Below are 26,955 nucleotides of genomic sequence, written 5' to 3'. Positions count from 1 at the left end.
AAGTAATAATTTATTATTCAACTATAATTGTTGCTGTCACTTTTTTATTTGCCGCAGAGAGCTCCGCTTCGTCACTGAGATTCAGCACAGGATCGCCGTTTCCGTCAAACACAACTCGCTTGATTCGGGTATGTCTGCACGGATCATACAGCGGATCCTTGTTATATGTTCCGCAGCCCTGTGAAGCATGGCTGTCGGGACGCGCATGGTAAACTATAAGCAGATTTCCTTTTTCGTCGGTCACAAAGCTGTTATGTCCAGGACCTGACTTGCCCTTGACATCGGCTGTTGAAAGCACAGGCTCTGTCAGCTTCTTCCAGCTCTTTGTATCCATAAGATTTGAATCAATATCCGCTTCAAGCCTGCCTACACAATACTCCGAGCCTGTTCCCGAAGCCGAGAAGAATACATACACTTTTTTATCCGTTTTCAGAACTGCCGCGCCCTCGTTTACACGATTATTCACAAGCTCCCACTTGTACTCGGGCTTGGTAAGGAGTATGGGCTTGGATATGAGCTTCCACGGCTCGTCGGGACTTATATCAGCCATAAACAGTGAAGAATCGCCCTTTATTTCTGCCCATATAACGTAGTGTTTGCCGTTGTTTTCAAAATATGTCATATCGAGGGAGAAGTTCGCAAAGGATTCGCTGTCCCCTGCGCTTGCCTGCATTTGTCCGCACTCCGTCCAGTTTCCCGTGTAAGGATCTCCATCACATTTCAGTACGTATGGACGTATCGCCCATATATCTCCGCTGGCGCCTGCCGCAAAGAACATATACCACGAATTCCCTATCTTGTGCATTTCGGGAGCCCATATGTGCTTGGCAAGTATGCCGCTGGAGTGTGCTTTCCAAATGGTCTTTTCCTCAGCGGCGGCAAGTCCGCCCACTGTATTGCTCCTGCGGAGGATTATGCGGTCGTAGCCCTTATCCACGCTGCCGTAAGCAGGATAAGAAGCCGTAAAATAGAAATATCCGTCGCCGCCGTCCACCACATAGGGATCGGCTCTTTCTTTTATAAATGGATCGGCGTATAGCTCCGCACTTGACTTTACTGTGCCGCTTACGGTATAAGTCCCAGCCTTTTCAGTGTTGATACTACTGACAGCAGAGCTGTCCCAGTCAACGCTGAGCTCTCCCCTGCCGCCGCCTGTATAAGTTGCCGTGACAGTCTCAGGCATTTTCAGCGGCTCGCCAGCCCTTACATTTACGGTAGGATTCTTTATCCCCGTGTTTATGGGAGTAAGCCCTGCCGAGGGATATGCGCTGATAAGCGCGTTGTACTGGTCACCGTTTATAGGGATAACATATCCGTGACGGGGCGTAAAGTTGAAGCTGTAGCTGTTTCGGCTGACAGTTTTGAAGTTCTCAAGGTCAGTGGTCTCCTGCATTACATAATAGCCGTTGCCGTATGCGTCGGACATCATCAGCCACTTGTCGGTTCCGATAAGATTATAGATATTCGGTCCCTCAACGCCGATATCTCCCTCAGAGACCTGCTTTATCTCGCTGTAAGGACCGCTTGCGTGGTCGGCTGTGGCAAGATAAATACGCTTGTTTGTCTCGTTCTTGTAGTACATATAGTACTTGCCCTTCTGATAAATTATATCGGAGTCGATAGCGTCGTTGCCGTTCTTAGGAGCAAACAGGAGCGCAGGCTCAGTATCGAGGCGCTTCATGTCCTTGCTGTAGGCGTAATACATGATAGTCCTGTCATCGCGTCCCGGAACTCTCGCCGCAAAGTATATCATGTAGGACTCCTTTTCAGGATCGTATATAGCCTGCGGAGCCCAAGCACGGTCAGCTCCCTGCATGAGAGGATATTTGTTGGCTATCTCAATGCTTGTCTCGTCGAACCAGTGTACAAGGTCGGTAGACTTGGCACTGAGAAGATTACGGTTGCTGTTCCAGCCAAGTGAGGACTTCATATCCGTGGCAAGCATATAGTAGAAGCCGTCCTCGCCCTTGAAAATATAGGGATCGCGGAGACATTCAGTGCCTACGCTGGACTTCCATACAGCTCCGCCGCCGTTGAGTGCCTTGAAGTTGTAGCCGTCAGTGCTGACCGCATAGGAAAGGCGCTCCTGCTCGGGAGCATTGCCGAGGAAGTATGCAAAGAGATACGCCACATCAGGCTTTTCGGTGGAAATAGTGCTGTAGGTCTGTATATCGGCGCCCTTGCCGAGGATATAGCTTGTAAGCATGACTAAATCCGCAGTATTCACTGCTCCGTCGCCGTTCATATCCGCAATTGCAGACATGGTATCATCGAAGCTGCTGATAAGTCCGCGCTGCATAATGATACGGTCAAAGCTGTCCACAGCTCCGTCAAAGTTAAGGTCGCCGCGAATGAACCTGAAATCGCCGCCAACAGGACGGATATAGAACTTCTGTCCCTCACCCTTCCAGTAGTCCCACTGGTCAATGTTAGCGCCGTTTTCATAGCTTATGTCATAGACGTCCAGTGCCGCGTTGCCCGAGCACTCCGCTGTGATATAATATGCGTCGTCAGTGCGGTGGAGTATGAAATGCTGAGCCGCCGTATCCTTGTACTCCGAAAGATAGATGTTGTTTCCGTTGGTGGAGTCGCCGTTTTCCACGGTCAGCGCAAGCTTTCTGTCCTTGCCCGAAAGTATGCAGCATTTCCCGTTACCTGCACTCTCGATATGCCAGACCTGTGAATCGTCGCCTAACTTCTCCCACTGGTGGACATTTCCGTCATTTGCGGCTGTTACATACTTGCCGCTAAGCCGAACCATGATAGTGTAGTCCGCTCCGCTGATGACTTCGCCGTATTCGTCGGCAAAGTCCGCCGTTACCGCCGCCTGTGCAGGAACAGGACAAGCCGCAAATGCAAGCGCAGCGGCGCTTGCAGCAGCAAGCAGCCTTTTCAGTCTGTTCATTCCCTAAACCTCCTCTATTTACTTTTTTTCTTAGGCAATGGCAGTTCGTTTACCATTGACTCAAATAATTCTTTAAGAAAAGCCTTGTTCTCAATATTCTCCACAAGAAGCATTTCCTTTGCGCCCTCATAGGGAAGCTCAAGGGACACATCAGGCATAAGCGCTCTTGCAGTTTTTGTGTTCTTCACAAGAAATCTGTCATCGTAGATCCCCCCGATGACTCTGCCCTGATAGTAGATGATGTATTCCCCCATCATAGCACGGTATGTTATGTCGTTAAGCTCTGAAAGCTGTTCCAGTACGTATTCAAGATAGTCTTTTGATGATGCCATTTTTTACTCCTTTTTTCGGGACGTCGAGAACGCCGTCCCCTACTGATCACTAATAACTAATCACTATTATTCTATACTATTTTATCCCAAAAATCAATAGTTTTTTGTGCTTTATTGTATCTTATGGCACAAAAAAGCTCCGACACAAGGTCGGAGCTTTTAATGTTGAATTTTACTTTATGAGACCTATGCCCCAAATTGTGAAGCTGCCGCTTCCTGTGATTGAAACATCAAGGTCCCCCGTAGTATTCTGATAGTAGCCAAGCTCTGCGTCAGGACCACCCCATGTGTACTGCTTGTTGCCGTTGATCTTTGTAGTCTTGCCGTTTACAGTAACATTGATGCTGCCCATACCCGAGCTGTTAGCCTTGAATACAACTATGAAGCCCTTACCCTGTGTCTTGAATGTCATAGGACTTCCGCCATTAAGAGTGTAGGAGTATGGCAGTGAGTTATAGCCTGTTCCTGCCTTCCATGAACCCGCATTGAAGTTTGTGAGTGTCTTCGGATCAACATTTACGCATGAAGCGTACTCTGCGCCGTAAACGTACTTTGTAGGCTGTGTGTAGCCTGCGGACTGATTCTCAGTCTTTAATGCCTGACGAACATAATATGCCATACAATCTGCTACAAGCTGTCCGCCCTTCTGGTGTGGGTGGTACTCGTCTGTGTAGTAGTCGCTTGCCTGGAGGAATTTGCTGTTGAACGCCTTTGTAAGTGCGTCGTCCATGCTGATTACAGGGATATCGAAGTTCTTGCCGATAGGATACATCTGTGCCTGACTTGAGAAGCCGCCCTTTGAACGTGTGATAACGATACCAACAGCAGGCTCATTAGGCATATCAAGGAACTTCTTGATACAGCTCTCAAAGCACTTCTTGTACATGATATCCTCATGGTCATTTACGGAGAATTCAAGGAAGATGATATCGGGCTTCTGCTCGACTATCTGCTTCTCGCTGCGGACCAGTCCTACAACGGAAGATGTTCCCGAAAGACCTGCGTTTATCTCCTTGAAGCTGCCCTTTGCAAATGTTGTCCTGAGGTAGTTGGAAAATGGTGTTGTGTAGTTCTTGCCCTCGGTAATTGAACCGCCGAGGTAAGCTACTGTAAGAGACTCGCCGTTTTCAGCTGCTGCCAGCTTCTGGGTGAGTCTGTATGTGTTGCCCATGTGCTTTATCGAGCTCTTGTAGAAGTCGATATACTGAGCAGAAGCTGTCTCCTTGTAGTTATCCCACTTGGAGGTATCATAATCAGGCTTCTCGGGCTCTGGCGGCTCGGGCCATTCGCTTATCTTACCGATAACAAAGGACTGGATAAGAACAAGGTCAGCTGTTTCAAGCTTGCCGTTCTGGTCAACATCGGCAGCTTTAAGGTCTGAACCGCTTGCATTTCCTGCAAGGATAGCCTTTCTTGCTGCTACAAGGTCGAATGAGTTTACAGCGCCGTCGAAGTTAGCATCACCGAGGATAACTACCTTCGGACCGTCTGCTCCCTTTATCTCTGTGCCGCTCTTTGCGCCTATTGCCTCGTCGATATAGAAATCTATATCGGTATCAACTGTCTCAACATAAAGCTGGAGGTCTGTTGCACCAGCAGGGATAGTATAGCTCGGATTTGCAAGCTGTACCCAGTCGCCTGCTGTTGTAGAAGCAGAAGCTACCTCGCTGTACTGTGCGCCTGTACCGTCATTGTACTGAAGAGTAAGCTTGAACTTCTCCTCAGAGCCGCCGCTCTTGTACATAGCGTTTACAGCAAAGCTGTAGGTCTCACCTGGCTTGAATGTTGAAGTATCAAGAGCCTTTACAGCGCCGTTCCAGTTAGCTGTTCTGCCTGATACGCTCAGTGAGCCTGTACCTGCGAACTTCTCAGAAGTGGTCGTATCAACTGTGGCTGCGCCTCTGCCTGCCCAGTCGCCAACGCCGCTGTCAAAGGTATCGTTGAAGTAGTAGCCATTCTCATCAGGCTCTACAGTTGTCTTTGGCTGCTCCTCAGATGTGCCGGGATTGGGATTCTCTCCGCCGTCATCGTAATTCTCGTAAACTCTTACGCTCTTTACGTTAGCTGAGCCGTTGGACCTGTAGCCCTCGATATTGAGAGATACTTCATAAAGAGTGCCCGACATATCAAGTCCTGCCTTTGACCATGCGTCAAAATGCTTGCTTACATGGATAGTGCCCTTCATATTATTCTGAACATTATCTCTTGAGCCGCTGGTCTGACGAACGCTCCAGTACTGAGGGAATGTCTGGGTACCGTCCAGCGAAGGCTGATTATAGCGCATTGTCTTGGCAATGTCATAGGTATTTCCGTCGAGAGTTACCGTGCCTTTTCTCTCTGCGTCACCTGCGATAGGTCTCCAGCTGCCCCAGCCCTCAACGATATAATACTCCATGAGAGGCTTTCTTGTCCAGCCGTAAACGCACATATAGGAATTTCCTCTCGGTGAATACTCAACATCATAGGTAAGGACGATATTATTGCCTATGTCCTTGTAATTGAGCTTCTTGCTGTCGTAGTTCTTTCCCATACGAGCGAGGAAGTTCTCAATGTTGCTCCATGAACAGGTAAAGGAGCCTGCGCTTGGTTTCATTGACGCCTGTCCTGTACCGTTCTGATTCCACATTTCGTAGTCGTAGCCGCCTATGTTGCCTCTGTCCTGCGCATCGGCAGCCTTAGCGGTCATTGTGCCTATTTCGGGGAAAGCTGTGTTGCCTACCAACAGCAATGCAGACGCTGTAACAGCAGAAAGCATTTTCCCGAAGATTTTTGAATGCTTCATTAGTATCACTCCTTTAAAAAATGCAAATTTCTCCAATCATATTATACTTCAACTAATATGATAAGACAACCTACTATTTACATATATGGTGGACATTTCAAAGATTGAACGTGAATTTCAGCGATTTACACATCACTCATCTGATATTTTTGTGCAAAAAGCAAAGCCGCGTTCCCTGCGCAAAGCTCAGGAAACACGGCTGATCATTATTTGTTTTTGCCCACAGCAAGCTCAACGGCGCGGTATGCTCCGTTGTAAACTCCTGCTTTTTTGGCGGTGAGAATGTATCCGCACATCTTCTCGATGATGTCCCTGCCATGCTGGATCATGTCTATCATGGCAGCAGTCTCCGCAGGCGTTGAACACTCATATGTACCGTCGCCTATCTCGGCAGCGCGGATAGCTCCCCATGCCTCATGACCGCCTACACGCTTTATCATAAGCTTGGGTATGGGATAAAACGCAAGCTCACTTGGCTTTGTGATGAGGACGTCGCTGCACCTCATAAGCAGATTCGTTGAGTAAACTGCGGCAAATATATCGGAATGACAGAAAGCGTGGATACCGCTGACCTCGCCGCTGTAAGCTTCCTCACAGAAGCTTGCGGTCTCGTCAAAATCGTCGAAATGCTCACGGAGAAACGGCTTCATCTGCGGAACTGCCGCAACAAGCTCATGCCATACCTTTGAATGGTCGCCCACATTTATGAAAAGCACAGCTTTTCTCGCCTTTATAGCAGGAAGAAGCTTTCGGATAACTGCAATGAATATCTCCTTCTGTGCGCCTGCTCCGCCTACGGACATGAGCCAGCGGACAGGCTTTTTGCTGTTGACTCTGTCTATACGCTTCTGGCAATCCGCCTCGATATTGCTTACAAGCTCATGGTCGATATAGTGACCTGTGTAAACTATGGCGTCCTTGGGCATAGGCTTTAGCTGACGCTTCTTGTCCATTCCGCGGAGAGCTCTGTAGCCAAGGTAAGCCGACGGAGTCTGCACCGCATGGACAGCGCCCTCGGAAAGATGAAGTCCCATGGGCCAGTTATCGGGGATAGCGTTTACAACATGGGTGAGCCCTGCGTGGACTGCCGCCTGTGACGGCCATACATGAGTTGCCACATAAGGGATATCCTTCGGGAGCTCTTTGAATACAGCAGTCATAAGCTCCGCTGTTTTCTGGTCGGAGCTGTTATAGGTCAGCTTGCGGAATCCCTCGCTGTTGAGAGGCTCCCAAACTATTTTATTGAAAAGTGCAAAGCGCTGAGACAGGCGTGAACCAAGGGAATACAGCTCGTTCTGCTGAGCGATTATCTTGCCGCAGGACGCCTCCTTGAATGAGTGCAGGTCGAACCAATAAGGCGTATAGCCCATAGCATGAGCAGCTGAAGCTATAGCCATGGATATCCTGTAGTGTCCGAAGCCCATACGGATATTGCCTATAACAAGGCTCTTGTCGTCAAATTTGCAGGTGCTCTCCTTACCGATGACTATTTTGCGGACGCCCAGCGGCTTTCCTACAGCAGGAGCTTCAACCTCGGCAAGGTGATATACAGCGTCGGAATCGTCGCCGTATTTATCAATGAATTTTGCTTTTGTCTTAACTGCCTTTTTGTAAGCTTTTCGGGATATTTCATTGCCAAAGATAAATTTTGATCTGTCCATAAAAATACCTCCAAGGTCTTGACAAAATGCGTAAAATATGATACAATTAATTTAACAATGATAGGCTGTCTATCATCTGATATATAGTCTATCACAAAAAAGGAGGTTTGTCAAGTGGAAAACGCATTTTCGCAGGATAATTTGAAAAATCAACGATTCGACAAGGCTGTAGAAGTCAGCGCTCAGCTCTTTCTCAAAAACGGTATCGAAGCTGTCAAGATGACCGATATCGCTGAGGAAAGCGGTGTAGGCGTAGCTACTCTTTATCGCTATTTCGGCACAAAAAACGGTATCACTATCGCTGCCATGACCTATATGTGGAACGAGCTCAACAAGATGTTCAGCGGTATCTTTGAATCCGATGTCTTTCTTGCTCAGTCAGGCATTAAGCAGGTCAATGACCTGATGAGAATGTTCATAGTTCTCTACGAGGCACACCCGGGTTTTATGAAACTTCTCTCGGAGTTCGACCTCATGCTCATGTCAGGAGATATTCCCAAGCAGGATCTGAAAAACTACGAGAAGTCTATCATAAACTTCTACCCCGTTTTTGAAAACGCTTATCTTACGGGACTGTATGACGGTACGGTCCGCGAGATACCGAATATACGCCTATTCTACCTTTCCTACGCACACACTCTTATGGAGCTCAGCAAGAAGCTCATTCAGGGAGAGCTTCTCCCGGGTGATGACTTCTCTCACGCTGTTGACGAGCTCGGGACTATCATTGAGACAGCCGTTTTCTTCCTTAGAAAGGAGTGAACCTTATGGAGAACAGAAAAGTTGCGACAAACAAGATATTATGGATATTTGCAATAGGTCAGCTTGGCTGGTCGCTGCTTTCGGGAATAATCGCCAACTGGCTCGTATTCTTCTATCAGCCAAGTCAGGAGGAGCTTGCAAAAGGTCAGCTCCAGTTCATACCCAAGGGCACTTTCATAGGTCTCACCGCTATCGGTATCATCACAGCTTTCGGACGTATCTTTGACGCTGTGACCGATCCCCTTGTTGCCGGAAAATCCGATTCATTGAAGCACAAATGGGGCAGACGTATCCCCTTTATGCGCTTTGCGGCTATCCCCTTTGGCGCCGTAACAGTTCTCATGTTCATATCGCCCTTTGAGGCAGGCAGCTTCGGAAACGCTGCTACTCTCTTTGTATTTGCAATGATGTTCTACTTCTGCATGACCTGCTACTGTACGCCATATAACGCTCTTATACCTGAGCTGGGCAGCACACAAAACGCAAGAATAAATCTTTCCACATTTATCTCAGTTACTTATTTCTTCGGCACTGCCGTTGCATACCTCGTTCCGAATATCGCAGGTATGTTCCTCGAAAGCATGGGCTACGCAAACAGCTACCGCATAACTATAACTATACTTGCAGCTGTAGCCGTTATCTGTATGCTGGTCCCTGCATTCCTTATCGACGAAAACCAGTACGCAGACACTACTCCCAGCAAAAGCTCGGCATTCAGCTCGCTTCTTGCCACCTTTAAAAACAAGGACTTCCGCATATTCGTATGCTCTGATATTCTCTACTGGGTAGGTCTTACACTGTTCCAGACAGGTCTTTCATTCTATATAACAGTTCTTCTTGGACTTGATTCGGGCATGACATTCCCACTGTTTGCAATAATGACAGTTGTTTCACTGGCGTTTTATCCGCTGGTAAACATCTTCTCAAAGAAGCTGGGCAAAAAGAAGCTCATAGCATTCGCTTTCCTGTTCTTCTCCTTTGCCTTTCTCGTTACCGCAGCCGCTGGTATACTCGCTATACCGCCGTTTGCATACGGAGTTATCATAGCTGTTCTTGCAGCTGTGCCAATGGCGATACTTGGCATACTCCCACAGGCTGTAGTTGCTGATATATCAGAAGCAGACAAGCTCGACACAGGCGAGAGCAGACAGGGTATGTTCTATGCTGCACGTACCTTTGCATTCAAGCTGGGACAGTCCCTTGCTATGCTCATGTTCACAAGTATCGCTCTTATCGGCGGCGATGTTGAAAAGGGCGAGTCAGGCTACGGTCTCGGATACCGTCTTACAGCTCTGTTAGCGGCAGGTCTCTGCCTGCTTGGCGGAATAGTTTTCCTCAAATACAACGAAAAGAAGGTCATTGACCGTATCGAGGGAGGACAGAAAAATGCTTAGATTCAAATCCCTGCAATTCCTTTATAATGACGGCGAAAACGACTTTATGGCAATAACGTCCAGCTCTGTGTGCAACGAGCGCATGAAGCTTGAGATAAATACCGACGGCGATGTTTTCACCGTAAAGCTCAAAGCAAACGACGAAATAACCATTCAGAAGCTTTGCGCGGAGTTTGAATACGACTTCAGAGACAATGATAAGATATTCCTAAACGGCTATCAGTCGTGGACAGACTCAGTGGAGCGTCCTGTTGACGGAAAAATGCGCGGTATCGGACATATTCCCTGCGCTATCCGTGAAAAATACGCCTTTTCACAGTACGGCGACTATAATTTTGCAGATTACGGCGATGATATGCACGGCTGGTCATACGGCTATATCCGCAATGATACACACTATATCTTTATCGGCTCTCTTGCCGAAAATACAGGCTTCACACAGATCATCACCCATGTTGACAAGGGACTTGTCTCCCTGAAAAAGGACTGTTCGGGAGTTACAATAAACGGCGAATGGTGCGCGTTAAAGCTCCTTATCACCGAGGGCGGCGAAGCCGAGGTCTTTGACAGATATTTCTCAGAGCTCGGAGTAAAGCCAAGGGCTGCAAAGCCTATCTTCGGCTATACAAGCTGGTATAACCACTATCAGGATATAAATGAAAAAACTATACTTGACGACCTCAATGGTCTGGACGCTCTCACCTGCAAGGCTGACGTTTTCCAGATAGACGACGGCTGGCAGACCGCAGTCGGAGACTGGCTGTCCGTTGATGATAAAAAATTCCCCGAGGGCATGAAAAAGACTGCCGACGATATAAGTGCCGATGGTCTTATCCCAGGAATATGGCTTGCTCCCTTTGTCTGTGAGGAAAGCTCAGATATTTTCCGCAATAACAAGGAGTGGCTGCTTCTTGACGACAAGCAGGAATACGTCAGAGGCGGCTCAAACTGGAGCGGCTTCTATGCGCTGGATATCTATAATCCCGAGGTTCGGGAATACATCAAATACGCTATCGAGACCATAGTCAAGGAATGGGGCTATAAACTGTTGAAACTTGACTTCCTATATGCCGCCTGCATAGTACCGCGGCGTGACAAGACTCGCGGACAGATAATGGCTGAGGCTATGGACTTCCTCCGCGAATGTGCAGGAGACGCCATGATACTGGGCTGCGGAGTTCCGCTGGCTTCGGCATTCGGCAAGGTTGAATACTGCCGTATCGGCTGTGATGTAAGTCTGGACTGGAACGACAAGCCTCACATGAGACTAATGCACCGCGAGCGTGTCAGCACAAGGAATACTATCCTCAATACAGTGTTCCGCAGACAGCTTGACGGACGGGCTTTCCTGAACGATCCTGACGTTTTCCTGCTCAGACCGTGCAATAACTCCCTTTCTGCCGAGCAGAAAAAGTGTCTTGCAGAGGTCAATGCCCTCATGGGAAGCGTACTTTTCACCTCTGATAACTTCTTCGATTATACCGAGGAAGAAACAAAGGAGCTCTCGAAAATACTGAAAATAAGGGACGCTGAGATAATCTCGGCTGACCTTGACGACGATACTCTTACCCTGAGATTCAGGATAGGCGAAAAAAAGTACAAAAAACGCTACGATATGTGACAGAACAGGCTTACCTTCCACGGAAAGTCAGCCTGAATCCATAGCCGCGATTTGTCGTTTTTTATCGTAATTTGTCGAAAAAGCAGTATAAGAGAGGTGATATTCTTGAAAAAAGACGCTTCCACGATAAAATATCTGCTCTTTTTGCTTTTATCAGCCGCAGTTATCGGCGCTGCTGTATTTTTCTTTCATATCACCGACATGCCCGAAAACACACGAAATACTGTAACAATAATACCAAAGACAGAAGATATATCCACAGAATACACCCGAACTTCAAGAATATCGACCACATCAAGATCAAAGACTACGACACGCAAAACCACTTCTCATACTTCAAGGACTACAGCTGTTCCGACTACTGCCGAATTTGTCCGGCTTGATATCAATTCCGCCGGCGCTGATGATCTGACAAAGCTAAAGGGCATTGGAGAAGTCCTTGCACAAGAGATAATAAGCTACCGCGAAAACAGCGGCAGATTCAGAAATATCGAGGAGATAATGAACGTAAAGGGTATAGGCGAGAGCATTTTTGCTGATATCCGAGACCATATCTACGTTATTGATCCGATTTACAATGAGCCCGAGGAAGAACCTGTCATCGGCGATACTCCCGATGTTGACCAGGAGACGGAACACGTTCCCAGCCTTGAAGAGGTCTCTCCCGTAAATATAAACACGGCGGAGCGTGATATCCTCATGCTTCTGCCCCATGTGGACGAGGAAATCGCCGACAGGATAATAGATTTCAGAGAGCGTGCAGGCGGATTTCGCAACGAATATGAGCTTCTGCTCATAGATGGGCTATCACGAAGCGATGCTGCTGAAATTATGGAATATATAACTATTGGATACGCTGAAAAAGCCCCTTGACCTGATATCAAGGGGCATTAATGTGTATGCAGAGTAAGCCACTTATAAAAAAGCAAGCGAGCCTGCGAGCGCCAACGTGATCGGGCGCACAGGCTCTGTGCGGATACGCCTGACTGGAATCGAACCAGCGCACACCGCGTCGGAGGCGGATGCTCTATCCACTGAGCTACAGGCGCATAAATAATAATACTATAATATTATATCAAAAACTCTTGAAATTTGCAAGCATTTGTGCTATAATTATAAAAAATAAATTAGGAGGGAACGTTTTGGGGAACTACATTTATTTGATAGTTGCGCAAACAGGCACCAGACCTGCAAGGTTCTTCAAATTTTTCACCAAAAAGCCTTATAATCACGTTTCTCTTTCAGGCGATATAGAACTTTCCGAGATGTACAGCTTCTGCCGTACTTACCGTCCTTTTCCGCTTCCTGCTACCTTTAACAAGGAAATAGTCGGTCAGGGCACTCTTGGACAGTACCACAATATACCATGTGAGATATATCGCATCAGCGTTACTGACGAACAAAAGGAAGCATATAACAAGATAATCCACCATTTTGAAGAATACCGCAAGGTGTATTCGTATAATCTGCTCGGTCTCCTTGCAGTTTACTTCAATATCGAATGGAAACGCGAGCGAAGCTTCGTCTGTTCGCAGTTCGTAGCCTATACGATGGATAAGATAGGAATACCGCTGGAAAAGGCGTTCAGCCTGTATAAACCCGATGATTTCAGGAGTTTCCCCGGTGCAGACCTTATCTATACGGGAGAGCTGAACACCTTCTACTATACAAGACAATCCAAGCTATATACATAATGATATGACATATGCCGCCGCTCTCACCTCGTCGGGTGAGAGAAGATAAGCTCCGCAGTAAGCCTTGCTTTCGGGAGCTATCCCCGATATGCTGAACTGTGCGCTGTGGTCGAGGAGCTCCACTGAGGCTTGTCCGCCGCTTATTATAGCTCCCGCAGGTCGGATATCTTCACCGCTGAGCCTGTTGTAGGAATTGGCATAACAATTGATAAACATCCATGAGCCGCCGCTCAGAAGCAGATATAAAAAAACTGCTTTGAGGGCGGTGTTTTTATTTTTTCTGCGCATATTATCTCCTTTTCATGGAATTGAGAAGCTGTCCCAGAGACCTGCCGAAAAGCTGTCCTGCGAACTGCACCTGCCCGAGAGTATTGCCGTGAGAGCCTACCTCTATGAGTAGACTTCCGTTGGTGAGGTCCTGGTTATAATGCCTGTAATCAAATAATATGGGACGGGTAAAGCCTTTGTGGTCGGACTCCAGCTTGCTTTGCAGAGCACAGGCAAAGTGAAAATTCTCCATATAATTCGGCATACCGAGGGTACCGTCATCACAGCCCGATATTATCATTATCTGCGCGGCTTCGTTGCCGTCCACTTCGATAAACGGCTGATAGGCAACTCCGTCACCGCCGATAGCGTCCCTGTGAATATCGAGAACCACCTTGATACTTGGGTACTGCTCCAGAATCGGCGTTATAGTATCACGGCTCCTGCCGTATGAGCCGTTATATGAGGGATAATCGTGTATCTCCCTTGCGTGTATAACGCCTATCCCCTGCGCTTCAAGCTCCGCCTGTATAGCGTCCCCAACCATGACAGCGTTTTTCGTAGGATCGGTAGTCCTGTAGTTGAATGATGTATCGTAATTATCGCGCACAAACGGTTCAAAGCTCTCGGTAGTATGAGTGTGATATATCAGCACCAGCGGCTCATCGGTATCCTTTACCGTGAAATTGGGGAGATAGCCGCTCTCCTGCATAAGAGTTTCGTTTGGGATATCGGTCTTATTATTGACCTGTCCGCCGCCTTCTAAGTCAAAAAAGGAGCTGCCGCTGTATTCACCATAGGTCGTGCGTATTATCTCACCGTCGCTGCCCCAGCTCCTGGGATAGGGCTTTGCTCCAGCGTCATCGGCACGGGTGTCTCTCGGATCGGGCAGTCGCAGATACTCCTGATTCTCAGCCTTTTCATCGCACACTCCGTAGCCCTCCGAAAGAGTCATCTTCCCCTCAAGAAGCTCGTCTTCACGGACGATACGGCTGATAGTTTCGCTGTCTGCTTTATGAGGAGCTGCCGCGGTTTCCGTATGAGTAATCAGCTCTTTTGACGAAAAAAAGCTGTCTCTAATGCCGAATGCTCCGTGAACAGCCGCTGCCGCCGCAACAGGCAGCATTACCGCCGCTATGCACCTTACAGTACCGCTTTTTCTTCTGCGCTTATGACGTTTCATACACTCACCTCACTTTTTCATCTGAGATAAGTATATTCTCCTATCTGCTCGAGTATGTCCGTAAATCGCCGTCATTTTCCGCACTTTTTCGGCATATTATGCAAAGAGGTGATATTCATGTACAGATGTCTGCGGCTTGGAAAGCTTTTTCGCCGATTTATCGAGACAGGACTGCTTATCGGATTCTTTGTCATAGGCTCACGCATCTCCCTTGCAGCTGCCGAAAAAAGTCGGGAAGCACCAATATCGCTCCCTGTGATAATGTACCACAGCGTATGCGAAAAAACTCCTGCGGACTACATAGTCTCGCCCTCACAGCTTGACGCCGACCTTGAATGGCTGAAAGGTCACGGCTTCACCACCGTCAGCGCACAGCAGCTCATTGACTACACCAACGGCAAGGGCAGTCTGCCGAAAAAGCCCGTGCTGATAACCTTTGACGACGGCTTTTACAATAATCTGTCAATTGCTCTGCCGCTCCTTGAAAAGCACGATATGTGCGCCGTTGTATCTATTGTTGGCAGATATACCGACGATTATGCAGCCGCCGATCCTCATGCGGACTGTTACTCTTATCTCACATGGGCTGATATCTCGGAGCTTGCCGCCTCGGGACGCGTTGAGATAGGCAGCCACACCTACGATATGCATTCCCGAAACGGACTGCGGCAGGGCTGCGCTAAGCTCCCCGAGGAAAGCAATGATGATTACACATCAATGCTGCGCACAGATATAGGACTGCTGAAAACCGAGCTTCATGATAACTGCGGCATTGTGCCTGCGGTATTTGCATACCCTTTCGGAGCTCTCAGCAAGGAGAGCTTGCCTGTGCTCCGTGACAGCGGCATACTCATGACTCTCACCTGCCGCGAGGGCATGAATACTATCACCCGCGAGCCTGACTGCCTTTACGGGATATTCCGCTATAACAGGAGCGGACTCCTCACCACTGAGGAATACATGGAACGGATAACAAAAGAGCTCCCCGTGTAATATCGGGGAGCAGTGTTTACTATGCAAAAACGGGCGAGAATGTCAGTGTATGGTCGTCTATACTTCCGCCTGAGGACTTTCTCGACGATGAGCTTCTTGACGAAGAACGGGAAGATGAAGATGAACCAATTCTGCTGCGATTCTTCTCGATTATCTCCTTACCGAAGAATTCATCAAAGCTGTCGTAGCCGCTGTTCTTCCAGTACTTATCGTACTTAGGATCGTGGTATTTCTCGAATCTTTCGGGTATAGTGCCGTCTCTGTCGTAATCCTCGGTTATCTGCTGCTGATGCTCTGTAAAGTACATAGCGTCGGGCATTATCTTGTACATGATGAAGCCGTAGTACGCAAAGAATATTCCTGCAAGCACCGAAAGCACTATACCGATTATGGCAAAGGCTGTGCCTTTTCTCTTCTGTACAAGGGATATGATAGCAAAAATGATACAAAGGGGAACTGTGATTATACTAAGGCAGGTGCAGCATGGTACGATATTAACAAGCGCCATAACAAAGGAAGCGATAGCAAATCCGCCGCCCTTGCGCTCGTCACGGGGCATATTATAATTGCTGTTATAATTGCCGTACTGATTATTGTTCTGATATCCGCCGCCGTAGCCGTTGTTATTGTAGCCGTTATTGTATCCGTTGTTGTTATAGCCGTTATTATATTGGTTATTTCCGTAATTATTGTCCATTTAAACTTCTCCTTTACAGACTTGTCTCCCAGTTCCAGTTGCGGACTTCAAGCTCCTCAAGATTATAGGGAGTTTTCTGATATACGCAGTAATTCAGCCAGTTCGAGAACATAAGGTTTGCAGTACATCTCCATGAGAATACAGGCATATTATTCGGATCGTCATTCGGGAAATAATTATAGGGTATCTGTATGTCAATGCCCTTTTCCACATCTCTCCTGTACTCGTTGGCAATAGTGTCCCTGTCATACTCGGAATGACCTGTGATGAAGTACTGTCTGCCGTTTTTATTGGCAACGATATGAACTCCCGATATCTCCGACGAGGTCAGTATCTCCAGCTGTGGTATACGCTCGATATCCTCTCTGCGGACCTCGGTATTGCGCGAATGAGGAACATAGAAGATATCGTCGAAGCCTCTCAGGAGCTGACAGTTGCTCACCTCAGCCCTGTGAGGGAAAATACCGAACATCTTCTGGTCGAGAGTATATTTCGGGATACCGTAATGATAGTAAAGCCCTGCCTGAGCCGCCCAGCAGATATAGATAGTGGAGAAAACATGAGTCTTTGACCACTCCATGATATTGGTTATTTCCTTCCAGTAATCCACCTGCTCGAAGTCAAGGAGCTCCACGGGAGCGCCTGTGATTATCATTCCGTCGTATCGGTTGTCGCTTATCTCATCAAATGTCTTGTAGAAAGAATCCAGATGATGACTTGATGTATTCCTCGAAACATGAGAAGCCATTTGCAGAAGCTCAACGTCTACCTGTAAAGGCGTATTACTGAGCAGTCTCATGAGCTGGCTCTCGGTCTCTATTTTTTTGGGCATTATATTGAGTATAATCACCCTGAGCGGACGGATATCCTGATGCTCCGCCCTTTCCTTGGACATTACGAAGATATTTTCTTCTCCAAGAGTCTTGAATGCTGGCAGCTCTGACGAGATCCTTATCGGCATTCAAAATCCTTCCTTTCATACATTATCTTTCTTATTTTTGCAGCTCTGACAGCCGTTCATGAAGCTGTCAAGGTCGCCGCACTGTCTGCTGTCTCCGCTTATAAAGCGCAGCTTTTTAAGGTTATCGAACTTGCTGTCGTCGGAGAGCTCAAAAAGCATATGCTTTATGCCCTTGAGAACGCTTTTCAGCATGACAGAGCGCACCATTCCGTCGCAGAGCATAAGGTCTCCGCCGTCGTCATAGTCATAGACAACAGTCTTTTCAGCGCCGTAGGAATAGGCGATGAATCCGATGACCTCTCCCCTGTCAAGCGCCTCTGTGATGTGGAGCTCAGCGCTGCCTGCACGCTCTAAGAGCTTCTCGTAGCCGACAGTGTCGAACCTTTCCTGTATCTCCAGCATATTACTTCTCCTTGCCGATAGCGTTTCGTATAGCTCGAAGCTCCTCGGCAGTAAGCTCGCGGTAGGTACCAGGTTTGAGCATACCCAGTTTAAGAGGTCCTATGCTGATACGGCGAAGTCTTGCAACTTCAAGTCCCACAGCCTCGCACATCTTACGTATCTGGCGGTTTCTGCCCTCTTTTATAGTCATGAGCAGAACTACCCTGCCCTCAGCCTTGTCCTTGACAACTACCGTAGCAGGCAGAGTTTTTCTGCCGTCTATCTCAACGCCTTCGGACAGCTTTATAAGCTGGTCGTCGGTGATGTCGGGACGTACAGTTACGCGGTAGGTCTTGGAAATATGTCTGCTTGGGTGCATTATGCTGTTGGCAAATTCGCCGTCGTTTGTAAAGAGCAGAAGTCCCTCGGAGTTCCTGTCAAGACGTCCGACAGGATATACACGCTCCTCAACATCTTCAAGCAGATCCATTACGCAGCGTCTGTCAAGCTCGTCGGAAACTGTAGTAACATAGCCTCTGGGCTTGTTCATCATAAGGTAAACGAAGCTCCTCTTGCGAGGCATATAGATACGCTCACCGTCAACGGTGATGATATCCTTGAAGCCGCACTTGTCTCCCAGCTTTACGGGGTGACCGTTGAGCTTTACCCTGCCCTTGGTTATGAGCTCCTCAGCCTTTCTGCGGGAACAAACTCCGCAGTCGGCTATCATTTTCTGTATTCTTATCTTTTCCACTGTAATCCTATCCTTAAAGGGAGAAAAATCTCCAGATTTTTTCTTTTATTTTCGCAAACAGGCTTTTCCTGTCCGCACACTTTTTTTCAAAGGCTATATCCTCGTCGGCATATAAGGGAACTGTTTCCACCTCGCGTCCCATGAAGCTTACACGGAGCTTTCCTGCTTCTTCTCCTGCATTTATGGGAGCGTACAGAAAAGGCTGACCGATGACCGTGAATTCAAAGTCGCTGATATCACCAGCCGCTGTAGTCACGGAAATGGTGCTCTCTTTGGCTGAAAGATGAAGCTTTTCACTACTTCCGCCCACTATATCTGCGGAAATATCCGCAGGTAGCGGAACTTCCAGAGTTCTTGCGGTCTGAAAGCCATAGTCATAAAGCGCCATATGATCGTTCCAGTCGTTGCGGTCATTTAGCGTCACGCAGATAAGGTCTTTTCCGTCACGCTCACAGGCTGATACAAGACACCGTCCTGCTTCATCGGTAAATCCCGTTTTTACGCCGTAGACTCCGTCATACATGGTCAGCAGCTTATTGGTGTTTTTCAGCCACCGCTCATATGGAGGATCCCCGAATCTCAGCTTCAGACTTGTCTGGGAGCATATCTCGCGGAAGATATCGTTTTTCAGAGCTTCACGGGCAAGGAGCGCCATATCCGCAGCCGATGAGCCATGTCCCTCACCCTCAAGTCCCGAGGGTGTGACGAAATAGGTCTTGGAAAGCCCCATTTCACGGGCGCGTTTGTTCATAAGCTCCGCGAATTTTTCGATACTTCCCGATATTTTCACAGCAGCCGCATTAGCAGCGTCGTTGCCCGACGGAAGAAGCATACCGCAGCAGAGAGCATACTTTGTGACGGTATCTCCCTCACGAAGTCCCATGGACGAGCCCTCCACCTTTATGGCTTCGCTGTCCACAGTAAATTCATCGTAAAGACCGCCGCTTTCAAGGCACAGCAGAGTTGTCATTATCTTGGTCGTGCTCGCCATAGGGAGCTTTTCAGCCGCATTATGAGCATATATGACCTCTCCCGTATCGGCGGAGATGACTACAGCCGCCTTTGCCGATATTTTTGGAGGCTCAGCACCGCAGGCAGTGATACTGCCAAGTGCTCTGCCCACTATGATAAATGATATAAAAACTGCAACCGACCTTTTCACAGGCACACCTCCGCACAAAAGCTATGCTAAAGGATATGCCGATATATCAGGTTTTATTCTCAGTTGAGAGGTACAGAATCGTCTGTGATGCCGCCGTCGCTTATCTCAGTTGTGCCGCCGCTCTTTTTCTTGTTTATGAAGCCGCTTACCTTGTCGATAATTGCAGGCACTTTCTCGATAGCGTTGCTGATAGGATCGTTGGAGCCCTCCATATTTACCATTTTAGCAGAACCGTCGGGAGAGATAACGAGGAATCCCTCGGGCTTTATGGAAACGCCTGCGCCTGCTCCGCCGCCGAAAAGGTCCTTATCGTACTTTGAAGGCAGGTCTGAGCCGCCCGAAGCAAAGCCGTAGCTTACCTTGGAAACGGGAATGATAGTTGTGCCGTCGGGGAGCTTTATAGGCTCGCCGATAATAGCGTTGACGTCAGCCATTTCCTTGATCTTCTCGATAGAAATTCCTAAAAGTTCGCTTACAGGTGTGTTTTTTGCACTCATTGTATATACCTCACTTCTGCCTTGCGGCTGATTTTTTCATTTTGCGTTTTCTGAGCTTATCAGGGATAAATGTCCTGAAAATATATGTCAGCAGGAACCATGCTCCTGCGATGACTGCTGTACCGAGTCGGAAAGAAAGCTTTCCGGATGTGTCCCAGCGTCCCTTTGATACGCCGAACTGCGGACGGACATCAATAGTTTTCAGCCTTACGGTAAAGAGCTGGCTGAAAAAGGCAATGCCGTTAAATATCAGAGTAGAATATCTTCCGTATTTGAGGGCGCAGTCATAGGCGTCCTCGTCGGCGATTATGAAGTCGATGTAGAAGTCCTTGAGCTTGAAGCCCTTGAATATTTTCAGCATGGGGCGCTGAGCGCTCTCCCATATTCCCACAAGGAACTCAACCTTGTCGCTGAGGGACTTCTTTTCCTCGTCATTTTCCTTATCGTCATCATCTGACTCGAATGGATCGTCGTCGGCTTCGTCTTTTTTCTTTTTATCGTCTTCCTTAGGAGCTTCATCGGTATGCGCCGTAACTCCAGAAGAACTGTTTTCAGCAGTTTCCGTATGGGCTCCGCTGTCCGAATTCTCCGTGACCGCAGGCACCATATCTGCCTCGGGATTGTTTACGGGGATATCGTCCAGTTCCTTTTCCCATTCGTACTTTTCACGCTGTTTTTTCTTCTTTTTGGACTTCTTTTCCTTTACAGGCTTGGGCTTTTTTTCTTTTTTTGGCTTCTTCGGCTTGTCTTTCTTATTGGCTTTGCGCTTTTTCCACCAGCCATAAAGACCTCCGCCCTCTGAATCCATAAGATTTATTATCCAAAGCCTGACTTTATATCTGAATTTACCGTCGATATAGCTGAACTCTCCTCCCGCAGGAGTTATGAGCACGACTAATATCAAAGCCAATACGGCAAGAAGTATATACAGCAGAATTTTGAGAATTATCATTCCTGCCGCTCCTTTACGTTTATTTTATTCCTGATTTGACTCGGAAAGCTCTCTTTCCTCGAATTCGTCCTCTGTTTCCAGCACGAGGTCTCCCTGACCGGGTAACGGCGGAAGATCGGCGACTGAGCTGAGTCCGAAGCTTCTCAGGAATACCGATGTTGTCCTGTAGACTATGGGCTTTCCGGGGACGTCAAGACGTCCTGCTTCTTCAACAAGTCCCTTTTCCACAAGATTGTTGATAACAGACGAGCTGTCTATGCCGCGGACGTTTTCCACGAAGCCCTTTGAAACAGGCTGATTATAGGCAATTATGGTCAGAGCCTCCATTGCCGCATTTGAAAGGGGCGCAGACCTCTTTGTTTCAAGAGCCGCCCTCACCTGCTCGCCGAACTCCTCACGGGTACACATCTGATAGCTGCTGTCGAATTTCTTGATGCAGATACCGCTGCTGTAGTCCTCATAGCGCTCATTGAGCAGTCTTATCATTGACGGCAGAGTACCTGCGTCAACTCCGCTTGCCTCCGAAAGGCGGTATATCTCGATTGGCTCGCCGCTTGCAAAGAGGATAGCCTCTATTGCTCCGAGCTTTTCTTTGATCTCCAAGCTTTTCTCACTCCGTTCTTATTTCCCTTGAAGTATATCATCATATTATCTTCACTGATGGTGATACGTCCGTGTCTGGTGAGCTCCAGAACTGCAAGGAATGTCGCCACTCTTGCGGAGCGGTCGGTAACTCCCTCGTAGAGCTTATCCATGTACACCTCGCCCGATTCATAGAGCTGTCTGAGAATATGTACCACCTTGGTCATTACCGAAACGATACGGCGCTTCACGACAGAGTTTATCTTGTTCTCAACGTGGAGCTTTGCGTGCTCGGACTTGATATTTTTAAGGGATATAGCACTGTATGCAAGTGCAAGTCTCTCAGGCTCATGGACAAGGGTATATGTCATATCAGCCTTTATCTTCATGGGCTCGCGGACGAATATATTACCGCCAACGTAAGCCTCGGCAAGCTTCTGAGCCGCTATCTTGCAGAGAGAATACTCGATAAGAGCACCCTCCAGCTCGCGCTTCATCTGCTCAGCCTCCTCTGGCTGTGGCAGCAGAAATGCTGTTTTTATGTATATGAGCCTTGCAGCCATTTCAAGAAATTCGCCTGCAAGCTCCAAATTCTGCTCATGTGCCTGATCTATATAGATGAGGTACTGCTCCAGCAGCTTGGATATCTCGATATCGCAGATATTCAGCTTATGCTTGGCAATAAGGCTCAGCAACAGGTCGAGAGGTCCCTCAAAGACCTCCAGCTTGAATGAAATACTTTCCATATTATCCTCTGATCGTTTTGATTATAAAGCGAAAAGCTTTGGTATCCACATAACAGAGAGCCAAAGCAGCTCCTCGGCTTTTTCCCTTACAAAGATATACGGCATCATAAGCTCAGGGATACGCAGCGAAAGAAGCAGCAATACGATAAATGCTGTGTTGATAGCCCTGAAATTCCTGAATACCCACATATCGAACTTCGCAGGCATAAAGGAACGAATTATATTGAAGCCGTCCAGCGGTGGAAGCGGTATCAGGTTGAATACAGCAAGGCTGATATTTATATAGGCGAAGGAATACAGCAGTGTTCCCGCTATCTGCGCTGCCGATGTTTTGGTGGATATCTCAAGAGTTTCCACATTTGTTACAACCGCAGCACACGTTAAAACCATGTATATCGCCATTCCGATAAAAGCAGCGAGGAGATTCGACAGTGGTCCTGCAAGGGATACCATTGCCATGCCCAGACGTCTTTTCTTGAACTTTGAGGGATTCACAGGAACCGGCTTAGCCCAGCCTACTCCCAGAATGAGCATGAGTACAAAGCCTGCGATATCCAGATGAGCAAAGGGATTAAGTGTTATTCTTCCTGCTTCCTTTGCCGTATCATCGCCGAACCAGTGTGCAACAAGTCCGTGAGCTGATTCGTGTAAAGGGACAATAAGCAGAAATACCGCCGTTCTTACAACAGCAGTAAGCAAAATTTCGCTTATACCTGTTTCAAACATATTTATCCTTTCAAAACACAGGGCAAAACTGCCCCGATATAGTTATACAATATATATTATACTACATAGCGGTATATATTTCAAGTAAAAAAAGCAAATTAAGTGCCTCAAAAAAATTTTTTTCATTTTTTTTGAAAAAACACTTGCTTTTTTTCTGATTATGTGTTAGAATAATCATGTTGTATTTTTACAGGTTAGTTAAGGAGGTGCAACCTAATGGCAAAATGTGATATCTGCGGAAAGGGCGTAACCTTTGGTATCAAGGTTTCCCACTCACACAGACGTTCCAACAGAACATGGAAGCCTAACGTAAAGCGCGTAAAGGCTATCGTCAAGGGTACTCCTTGTCATATCTATGCTTGCTCAAGATGTCTGCGTTCAGGCAAGGTTGAGAGAGCTTGATCATGTAACGGTAAATTAAGAGCGTTCCTTTGCGGAACGCTCTTTTTTTAAATATCTGACTTAAATAACAAGGAGCCACTATGAACAGCGAGCTGATAAAAAATATTGACAAGCTTCACACCACAGAGCTGGGAGAAGTACGCATAAAGCGAAATCTCTCCCTTGAATGTGATGATACGGTCAGATGGTGCAGAGACAGGATACTCTCCCCCGAAGCCGTTATTGAGCGTAAAGGCAAGAACTGGTACGTGACCGTGAACGGCGCTGTCATAACCGTAAATGCCTACAGCTATACCATAATCACCGCACATAAGCTCAGAAAGGAGAAATAAAATGAACATAAGACGATTTAAAGAATCAGACGCGGCCGCAGTTTCGGCTGTTGTTATAAAAACTATAAGAATATCCAATGTTAAGGATTATCCTGCCGAACTCATGGAGGAGATAGTGAAGTCAATGCAGCCGCAGAATATCCTCGAACGCGCCGGCTGGACGCACTTTTATGTAGTCGAGGATAACGGACAGATAATAGGCTGCGGTTCAATAGGTCCTTTCTGGGGCAGGGAGGATGAGAGCGGTCTGTTCACTATATTTGTACTCCCCGAGTATCAGGGAAAAGGAGTGGGCAGGCTCATCATGGAAACTCTCGAAAATGACGAGTTCTTCCTCCGTGCAAAGCGTATAGAGATACCTGCTTCCATTACAGGCTTTCAGTTCTACAGAAAGTTCGGCTACGACTACAAGAACGGCAAAGCGGAGCTCGACGAGGAAAGGCTCTACCGTCTTGAAAAGTTCAGAACTCCTGCGATACCTGCAATAAAAGCCATAGCAAGAAATAATATTCCAGAATGTACGAAAGTCATAAGAACGAGCTTTATGACCGTTGCCGATGAGTTCGGCTTCACTGTGGAAAATGCTCCCAGATTTGTTGCCTTTGCAACGACTGATGATAAACTGTACTCGCAGTTTGACAGCGAGCACCGTCCAATGTACGGCTATTTTTCCGAAAGCGGAAGAATTATCGGATATTATTCCCTGCTTCTGCTCGAAAACAATGAATGCGAACTGAATAATCTCTGCGTTCTTCCAGAATACAGGCATAGAAACATTGGCAGCGCTCTGTTCGCCGATGCCTGCGCAAAAGCAAAGGATAAAGGCTGCGAAAAGCTTGTATTCAGCATAGTTGAAGAAAATGAGAAGCTCCGCAAATGGTACGAAAAACAGGGAGCTGTACATACAGACACGAAAAAATTCGATTTCTTCCCGTTTACCTGCGGATACATGGAAAAATCACTATAAGAAGGAGTAAACTATGTCCGACCGTTTTTCAAGAACCGAGCTTCTTTTCGGCGAAGAAGCAATGAAAATCCTTGCAGCCTCCCGTGTGGCAGTTTTCGGCGTAGGCGGCGTGGGCGGCTATGCCGTTGAAGCTCTTGCGCGTTCGGGAGTTGGAGCACTTGACCTCATTGACGACGACAAGGTCTGCGTTACCAATATAAACCGCCAGATAATCGCCCTTGACAGCACTGTCGGTATGTACAAGGTGGACGCGGCTGCTCAGCGCATACGTGAGATAAATCCCGACTGCAAGGTGAGCTGCCACAAGATGTTCTATATGCCTGAAACTGCCGATAAACTTGATTTTTCCCAGTACGACTATGTCATTGACGCTATCGACACGGTCACAGGCAAAATAGAGATAATCATGCAGGCTAAACAAGCAGGAGTTCCCGTTATAAGCTCAATGGGTGCAGGAAACAAGCTCGATCCTACGCGGTTTGAGGTCGCGGATATTTACAAGACCTCCGTATGCCCCCTCGCAAAGGTCATGCGTTATCAGCTTAAACGCCGCGGCGTTAAAAAGCTCAAAGTCGTCTACTCAAAGGAAGAACCCATCACTCCACAGGGACAGGCTGTTGACGACGGCTCGGGCAAGACTGATATGCGAAGCGGTTCTGCAAGGCGTTCCACGCCTGCTTCTGTGGCATTTGTGCCCTCGGTTGTGGGACTTATCATCGCAGGCGAAGTCATCAAGGATATAGTGAAAAAAGCCGCAAAGGAGAATGATACATGAAAATAACCGCCGCTGCGGAATCGGACTTTCAGACCGTTAAAGATATAACTCAGCAGACTATAAAGGCTGTCTATCCCAACTATTACCCCAAGGGCGCTGTGAACTTCTTTCTCGCTCACCACAGCTATGAAAAAATAATGCGCGATATCCGAAGCGGCGATGTTTTTCTGCTCTATACCGACACAAATGAAGCGGCAGGCACTGTTACCACCGAGAAAAACGAGATAAACCGCCTTTTCGTGCTTCCCGAGTATCAGGGACATGGCTTCGGCGGAGCTCTCCTGCTCTTTGCCGAGGAGCGTATCGCTGAGAATTATGATATTGCAGAGCTTTCCGTATCTCTGCCTGCAAAGGCTATTTATCTCAAAAAAGGCTATGTTTTTAAGGAATACTGCGCGATCAAGACCGAAAACGGCGATTATCTGTGCTTTGACAATATGGAGAAGCACATGTTAAAACAAAAATAAATATCCCAAGGACTTGATTTATGTCCGTTTTTTTGTTATAATATTTTAGTGAGTTTTTGGGGTATAGCCAAGCGGTAAGGCACAGGACTTTGACTCCTGCATTCGTGGGTTCAAATCCCGCTGCCCCAACCACAAGCTGAGCCAGCTTGACCGCGTCCACGTTGTCGCTTGCAAGCTCGCTCACTCTAAAAAGAAATGCTGCTTGTACATCGCTTACAGCACTATTGCGCCCTGTTTTTTCAGGGCGTTTTTTATTCATTTAAGAAATAATATATCAATTGCGGGACGCCGAGGGCGGCGTCCCCTACAGACTACTAAGCACTAATCACTAACAACTCCAAACTAATTGACTTTTTCAGCGAGATATGCTATTATAAATTATCATTTACGAATAATTCCGAGGTGAAAACAATGAAAAGAACCGATTACATAAGCTGGGACGAGTATTTCATGGGCATTGCAATGCTCTCCGCACAGCGCAGCAAGGACAACTCCACACAGGTAGGCGCTTGTATCGTCAACGACCAGCACAAGATAGTTTCCGTAGGCTACAACGGTATGCCAACAGGCTGTAACGATGACGATATGCCATGGGAACGCAGTGCCGAGTCCCCTCTCGATACCAAGTACCCTTTCGTATGCCACGCAGAGCTCAACGCTATCCTCAACAGCAGCTTCGGAAGCCTCAGCGGCTGCACTCTCTATGTAACACTTTTCCCCTGCAACGAGTGCGCCAAGGCTATCATACAGTCGGGTATCAGGCGCGTGGTCTACTACAGCAATAAGTACGCAGATACCGACGGTGTCAAGGCTTCGTGCATACTTTTCGACAAGTGCGGAGTCAAGACCGAGGAATACAAGCCCAGCGGCAAGAATATAACTCTTTCAGTGTAAGGTGAAAACAATGGTGATAAAACGAATTAACTGCTCGGTGCAGTAATAAAGGGAACGTCCCACCGA

The 26,955-nt window shown here is 47.5% G+C and carries 28 protein-coding genes and 2 tRNA genes; 13 read left to right on the top strand and 17 right to left on the bottom strand.

Going from position 1 to position 26,955, the window contains the following annotated elements:
* Positions 1–13: 13 nt before the first annotated feature.
* The 4 genes from T497_RS16020 to T497_RS0105910 form a co-directional block, all read right to left on the bottom strand.
* Complete coding sequence (locus tag T497_RS16020; protein ID WP_037324520.1) at positions 14–2,905, bottom strand: family 43 glycosylhydrolase; 2,892 nt, start codon at positions 2,903–2,905, stop codon at positions 14–16.
* Positions 2,906–2,919: 14 nt separating this feature from the next.
* A complete protein-coding gene (locus T497_RS0105920; RefSeq protein ID WP_028514819.1) occupies positions 2,920–3,237 on the bottom strand; it encodes a TfoX/Sxy family protein in 318 nt (105 codons plus the stop codon).
* Between the two features lie 172 nt (positions 3,238–3,409).
* Positions 3,410–6,019 (bottom strand): glycoside hydrolase family 11 protein, encoded by a 2,610-nt coding sequence (locus tag T497_RS16015; protein WP_028514818.1) that lies wholly within the window; start codon positions 6,017–6,019, stop codon positions 3,410–3,412.
* Positions 6,020–6,225: 206 nt separating this feature from the next.
* Positions 6,226–7,680: a DUF6937 domain-containing protein gene (locus T497_RS0105910; protein ID WP_028514817.1), complete on the bottom strand. Its 1,455-nt coding sequence runs from the start codon at positions 7,678–7,680 to the stop codon at positions 6,226–6,228.
* A gap of 114 nt (positions 7,681–7,794) precedes the next feature.
* Here T497_RS0105910 and T497_RS0105905 point away from each other — a divergent pair, with 114 nt between their 5' ends.
* From T497_RS0105905 to T497_RS17415, 4 genes are all read left to right on the top strand, one after another.
* Complete coding sequence (locus T497_RS0105905) at positions 7,795–8,442, top strand: TetR/AcrR family transcriptional regulator (protein ID WP_028514816.1); 648 nt, start codon at positions 7,795–7,797, stop codon at positions 8,440–8,442.
* A 5-nt stretch (positions 8,443–8,447) separates the two neighbouring features.
* Positions 8,448–9,836: an MFS transporter gene (locus tag T497_RS0105900; protein WP_028514815.1), complete on the top strand. Its 1,389-nt coding sequence runs from the start codon at positions 8,448–8,450 to the stop codon at positions 9,834–9,836.
* Positions 9,829–11,457, top strand: coding sequence for a glycoside hydrolase family 36 protein (locus T497_RS0105895; RefSeq protein ID WP_028514814.1), 1,629 nt, complete (start codon positions 9,829–9,831; stop codon positions 11,455–11,457). Before T497_RS0105900 ends, T497_RS0105895 begins: the two co-directional genes overlap by 8 nt.
* Before the next feature lie 105 nt (positions 11,458–11,562).
* A complete protein-coding gene (locus T497_RS17415; RefSeq protein WP_051530550.1) occupies positions 11,563–12,330 on the top strand; it encodes a ComEA family DNA-binding protein in 768 nt (255 codons plus the stop codon).
* 104 nt (positions 12,331–12,434) lie between these two features.
* Here the strand turns inward: T497_RS17415 and T497_RS0105885 are convergent.
* Positions 12,435–12,506 (bottom strand) — tRNA-Arg (locus tag T497_RS0105885).
* 93 nt (positions 12,507–12,599) lie between these two features.
* Here T497_RS0105885 and T497_RS0105880 point away from each other — a divergent pair.
* Positions 12,600–13,151: a hypothetical protein gene (locus T497_RS0105880; protein ID WP_028514813.1), complete on the top strand. Its 552-nt coding sequence runs from the start codon at positions 12,600–12,602 to the stop codon at positions 13,149–13,151.
* Here T497_RS0105880 and T497_RS0105875 read toward each other — a convergent pair.
* Together T497_RS0105875 and spoIIP are read right to left on the bottom strand one after the other, a co-directional pair.
* The gene (locus tag T497_RS0105875) at positions 13,140–13,439 is read right to left on the bottom strand and encodes a hypothetical protein (RefSeq protein WP_028514812.1); all 300 of its coding nucleotides are present in this window, start codon (positions 13,437–13,439) and stop codon (positions 13,140–13,142) included. The two genes, T497_RS0105880 and T497_RS0105875, sit on opposite strands and share 12 nt — an antisense overlap.
* Position 13,440: 1 nt before the next feature.
* Entirely contained in the window at positions 13,441–14,601 is a 1,161-nt protein-coding gene (gene spoIIP, locus T497_RS16005; protein ID WP_051530549.1) for a stage II sporulation protein P, read from the bottom strand.
* A gap of 117 nt (positions 14,602–14,718) precedes the next feature.
* Here spoIIP and T497_RS0105865 point away from each other — a divergent pair, with 117 nt between their 5' ends.
* Positions 14,719–15,594 (top strand): polysaccharide deacetylase family protein, encoded by an 876-nt coding sequence (locus T497_RS0105865; protein ID WP_028514811.1) that lies wholly within the window; start codon positions 14,719–14,721, stop codon positions 15,592–15,594.
* A gap of 19 nt (positions 15,595–15,613) precedes the next feature.
* Here T497_RS0105865 and T497_RS0105860 read toward each other — a convergent pair whose 3' ends face one another.
* From T497_RS0105860 to T497_RS16000, 10 genes are read right to left on the bottom strand one after another with little or no spacing between them, the layout of a single operon-like run.
* Entirely contained in the window at positions 15,614–16,291 is a 678-nt protein-coding gene (locus T497_RS0105860) for a DUF4190 domain-containing protein (protein WP_028514810.1), read from the bottom strand.
* 13 nt (positions 16,292–16,304) lie between these two features.
* Positions 16,305–17,252: a homoserine O-acetyltransferase MetA gene (metA, locus tag T497_RS0105855; RefSeq protein WP_028514809.1), complete on the bottom strand. Its 948-nt coding sequence runs from the start codon at positions 17,250–17,252 to the stop codon at positions 16,305–16,307.
* A 15-nt stretch (positions 17,253–17,267) separates the two neighbouring features.
* Positions 17,268–17,654: a hypothetical protein gene (locus T497_RS0105850; protein ID WP_028514808.1), complete on the bottom strand. Its 387-nt coding sequence runs from the start codon at positions 17,652–17,654 to the stop codon at positions 17,268–17,270.
* A gap of 1 nt (position 17,655) precedes the next feature.
* Positions 17,656–18,387, bottom strand: coding sequence for a pseudouridine synthase (locus T497_RS0105845; protein WP_028514807.1), 732 nt, complete (start codon positions 18,385–18,387; stop codon positions 17,656–17,658).
* A 13-nt stretch (positions 18,388–18,400) separates the two neighbouring features.
* A complete protein-coding gene (locus tag T497_RS0105840; RefSeq protein ID WP_028514806.1) occupies positions 18,401–19,549 on the bottom strand; it encodes a D-alanyl-D-alanine carboxypeptidase family protein in 1,149 nt (382 codons plus the stop codon).
* Between the two features lie 59 nt (positions 19,550–19,608).
* Positions 19,609–20,046, bottom strand: coding sequence for a GerW family sporulation protein (locus T497_RS0105835; protein ID WP_028514805.1), 438 nt, complete (start codon positions 20,044–20,046; stop codon positions 19,609–19,611).
* A 10-nt stretch (positions 20,047–20,056) separates the two neighbouring features.
* Positions 20,057–20,998: a hypothetical protein gene (locus T497_RS0105830; RefSeq protein WP_028514804.1), complete on the bottom strand. Its 942-nt coding sequence runs from the start codon at positions 20,996–20,998 to the stop codon at positions 20,057–20,059.
* Between the two features lie 24 nt (positions 20,999–21,022).
* Positions 21,023–21,601, bottom strand: a complete 579-nt coding sequence (scpB, locus tag T497_RS0105825) for an SMC-Scp complex subunit ScpB (protein WP_028514803.1) — start codon at positions 21,599–21,601, stop codon at positions 21,023–21,025.
* On the bottom strand, positions 21,571–22,326 hold the full coding sequence (locus T497_RS0105820; protein WP_028514802.1) for a segregation and condensation protein A: 756 nt from the start codon (positions 22,324–22,326) through the stop codon (positions 21,571–21,573). The genes scpB and T497_RS0105820 overlap by 31 nt, the downstream gene beginning before the upstream one ends.
* A gap of 21 nt (positions 22,327–22,347) precedes the next feature.
* A complete protein-coding gene (locus T497_RS16000) occupies positions 22,348–23,052 on the bottom strand; it encodes a site-2 protease family protein (RefSeq protein WP_051530548.1) in 705 nt (234 codons plus the stop codon).
* A 216-nt stretch (positions 23,053–23,268) separates the two neighbouring features.
* Between T497_RS16000 and rpmB the strand changes: the two genes are divergently transcribed.
* From rpmB to T497_RS0105775, 7 genes are all read left to right on the top strand, one after another.
* Complete coding sequence (rpmB, locus tag T497_RS0105810) at positions 23,269–23,454, top strand: 50S ribosomal protein L28 (protein WP_019678047.1); 186 nt, start codon at positions 23,269–23,271, stop codon at positions 23,452–23,454.
* A gap of 80 nt (positions 23,455–23,534) precedes the next feature.
* Positions 23,535–23,786 carry a DUF3781 domain-containing protein gene (locus T497_RS0105805; RefSeq protein WP_028514801.1) on the top strand — a complete coding sequence of 84 codons (252 nt, stop codon included), beginning with the start codon at positions 23,535–23,537 and terminating at the stop codon, positions 23,784–23,786.
* Between the two features lies 1 nt (position 23,787).
* Positions 23,788–24,753 carry a GNAT family N-acetyltransferase gene (locus T497_RS18770; protein ID WP_242839976.1) on the top strand — a complete coding sequence of 322 codons (966 nt, stop codon included), beginning with the start codon at positions 23,788–23,790 and terminating at the stop codon, positions 24,751–24,753.
* A gap of 13 nt (positions 24,754–24,766) precedes the next feature.
* Complete coding sequence (locus T497_RS0105790) at positions 24,767–25,528, top strand: tRNA threonylcarbamoyladenosine dehydratase (RefSeq protein ID WP_028514800.1); 762 nt, start codon at positions 24,767–24,769, stop codon at positions 25,526–25,528.
* Positions 25,525–25,995 carry a GNAT family N-acetyltransferase gene (locus tag T497_RS0105785; RefSeq protein WP_028514799.1) on the top strand — a complete coding sequence of 157 codons (471 nt, stop codon included), beginning with the start codon at positions 25,525–25,527 and terminating at the stop codon, positions 25,993–25,995. Before T497_RS0105790 ends, T497_RS0105785 begins: the two co-directional genes overlap by 4 nt.
* A 57-nt stretch (positions 25,996–26,052) precedes the next feature.
* Positions 26,053–26,127, top strand: a tRNA-Gln gene (locus T497_RS0105780).
* 279 nt (positions 26,128–26,406) lie between these two features.
* Positions 26,407–26,889 carry a deoxycytidylate deaminase gene (locus T497_RS0105775; RefSeq protein ID WP_028514798.1) on the top strand — a complete coding sequence of 161 codons (483 nt, stop codon included), beginning with the start codon at positions 26,407–26,409 and terminating at the stop codon, positions 26,887–26,889.
* Positions 26,890–26,955 lie beyond the last annotated feature (66 nt).

Source organism: Ruminococcus flavefaciens MA2007 (genome assembly GCF_000621845.1).
GTDB classification, from domain to species: Bacteria; Bacillota; Clostridia; order Oscillospirales; family Ruminococcaceae; genus Ruminococcus; species Ruminococcus flavefaciens_E.
This window is presented reverse-complemented; position numbering and strand designations above follow the sequence as displayed.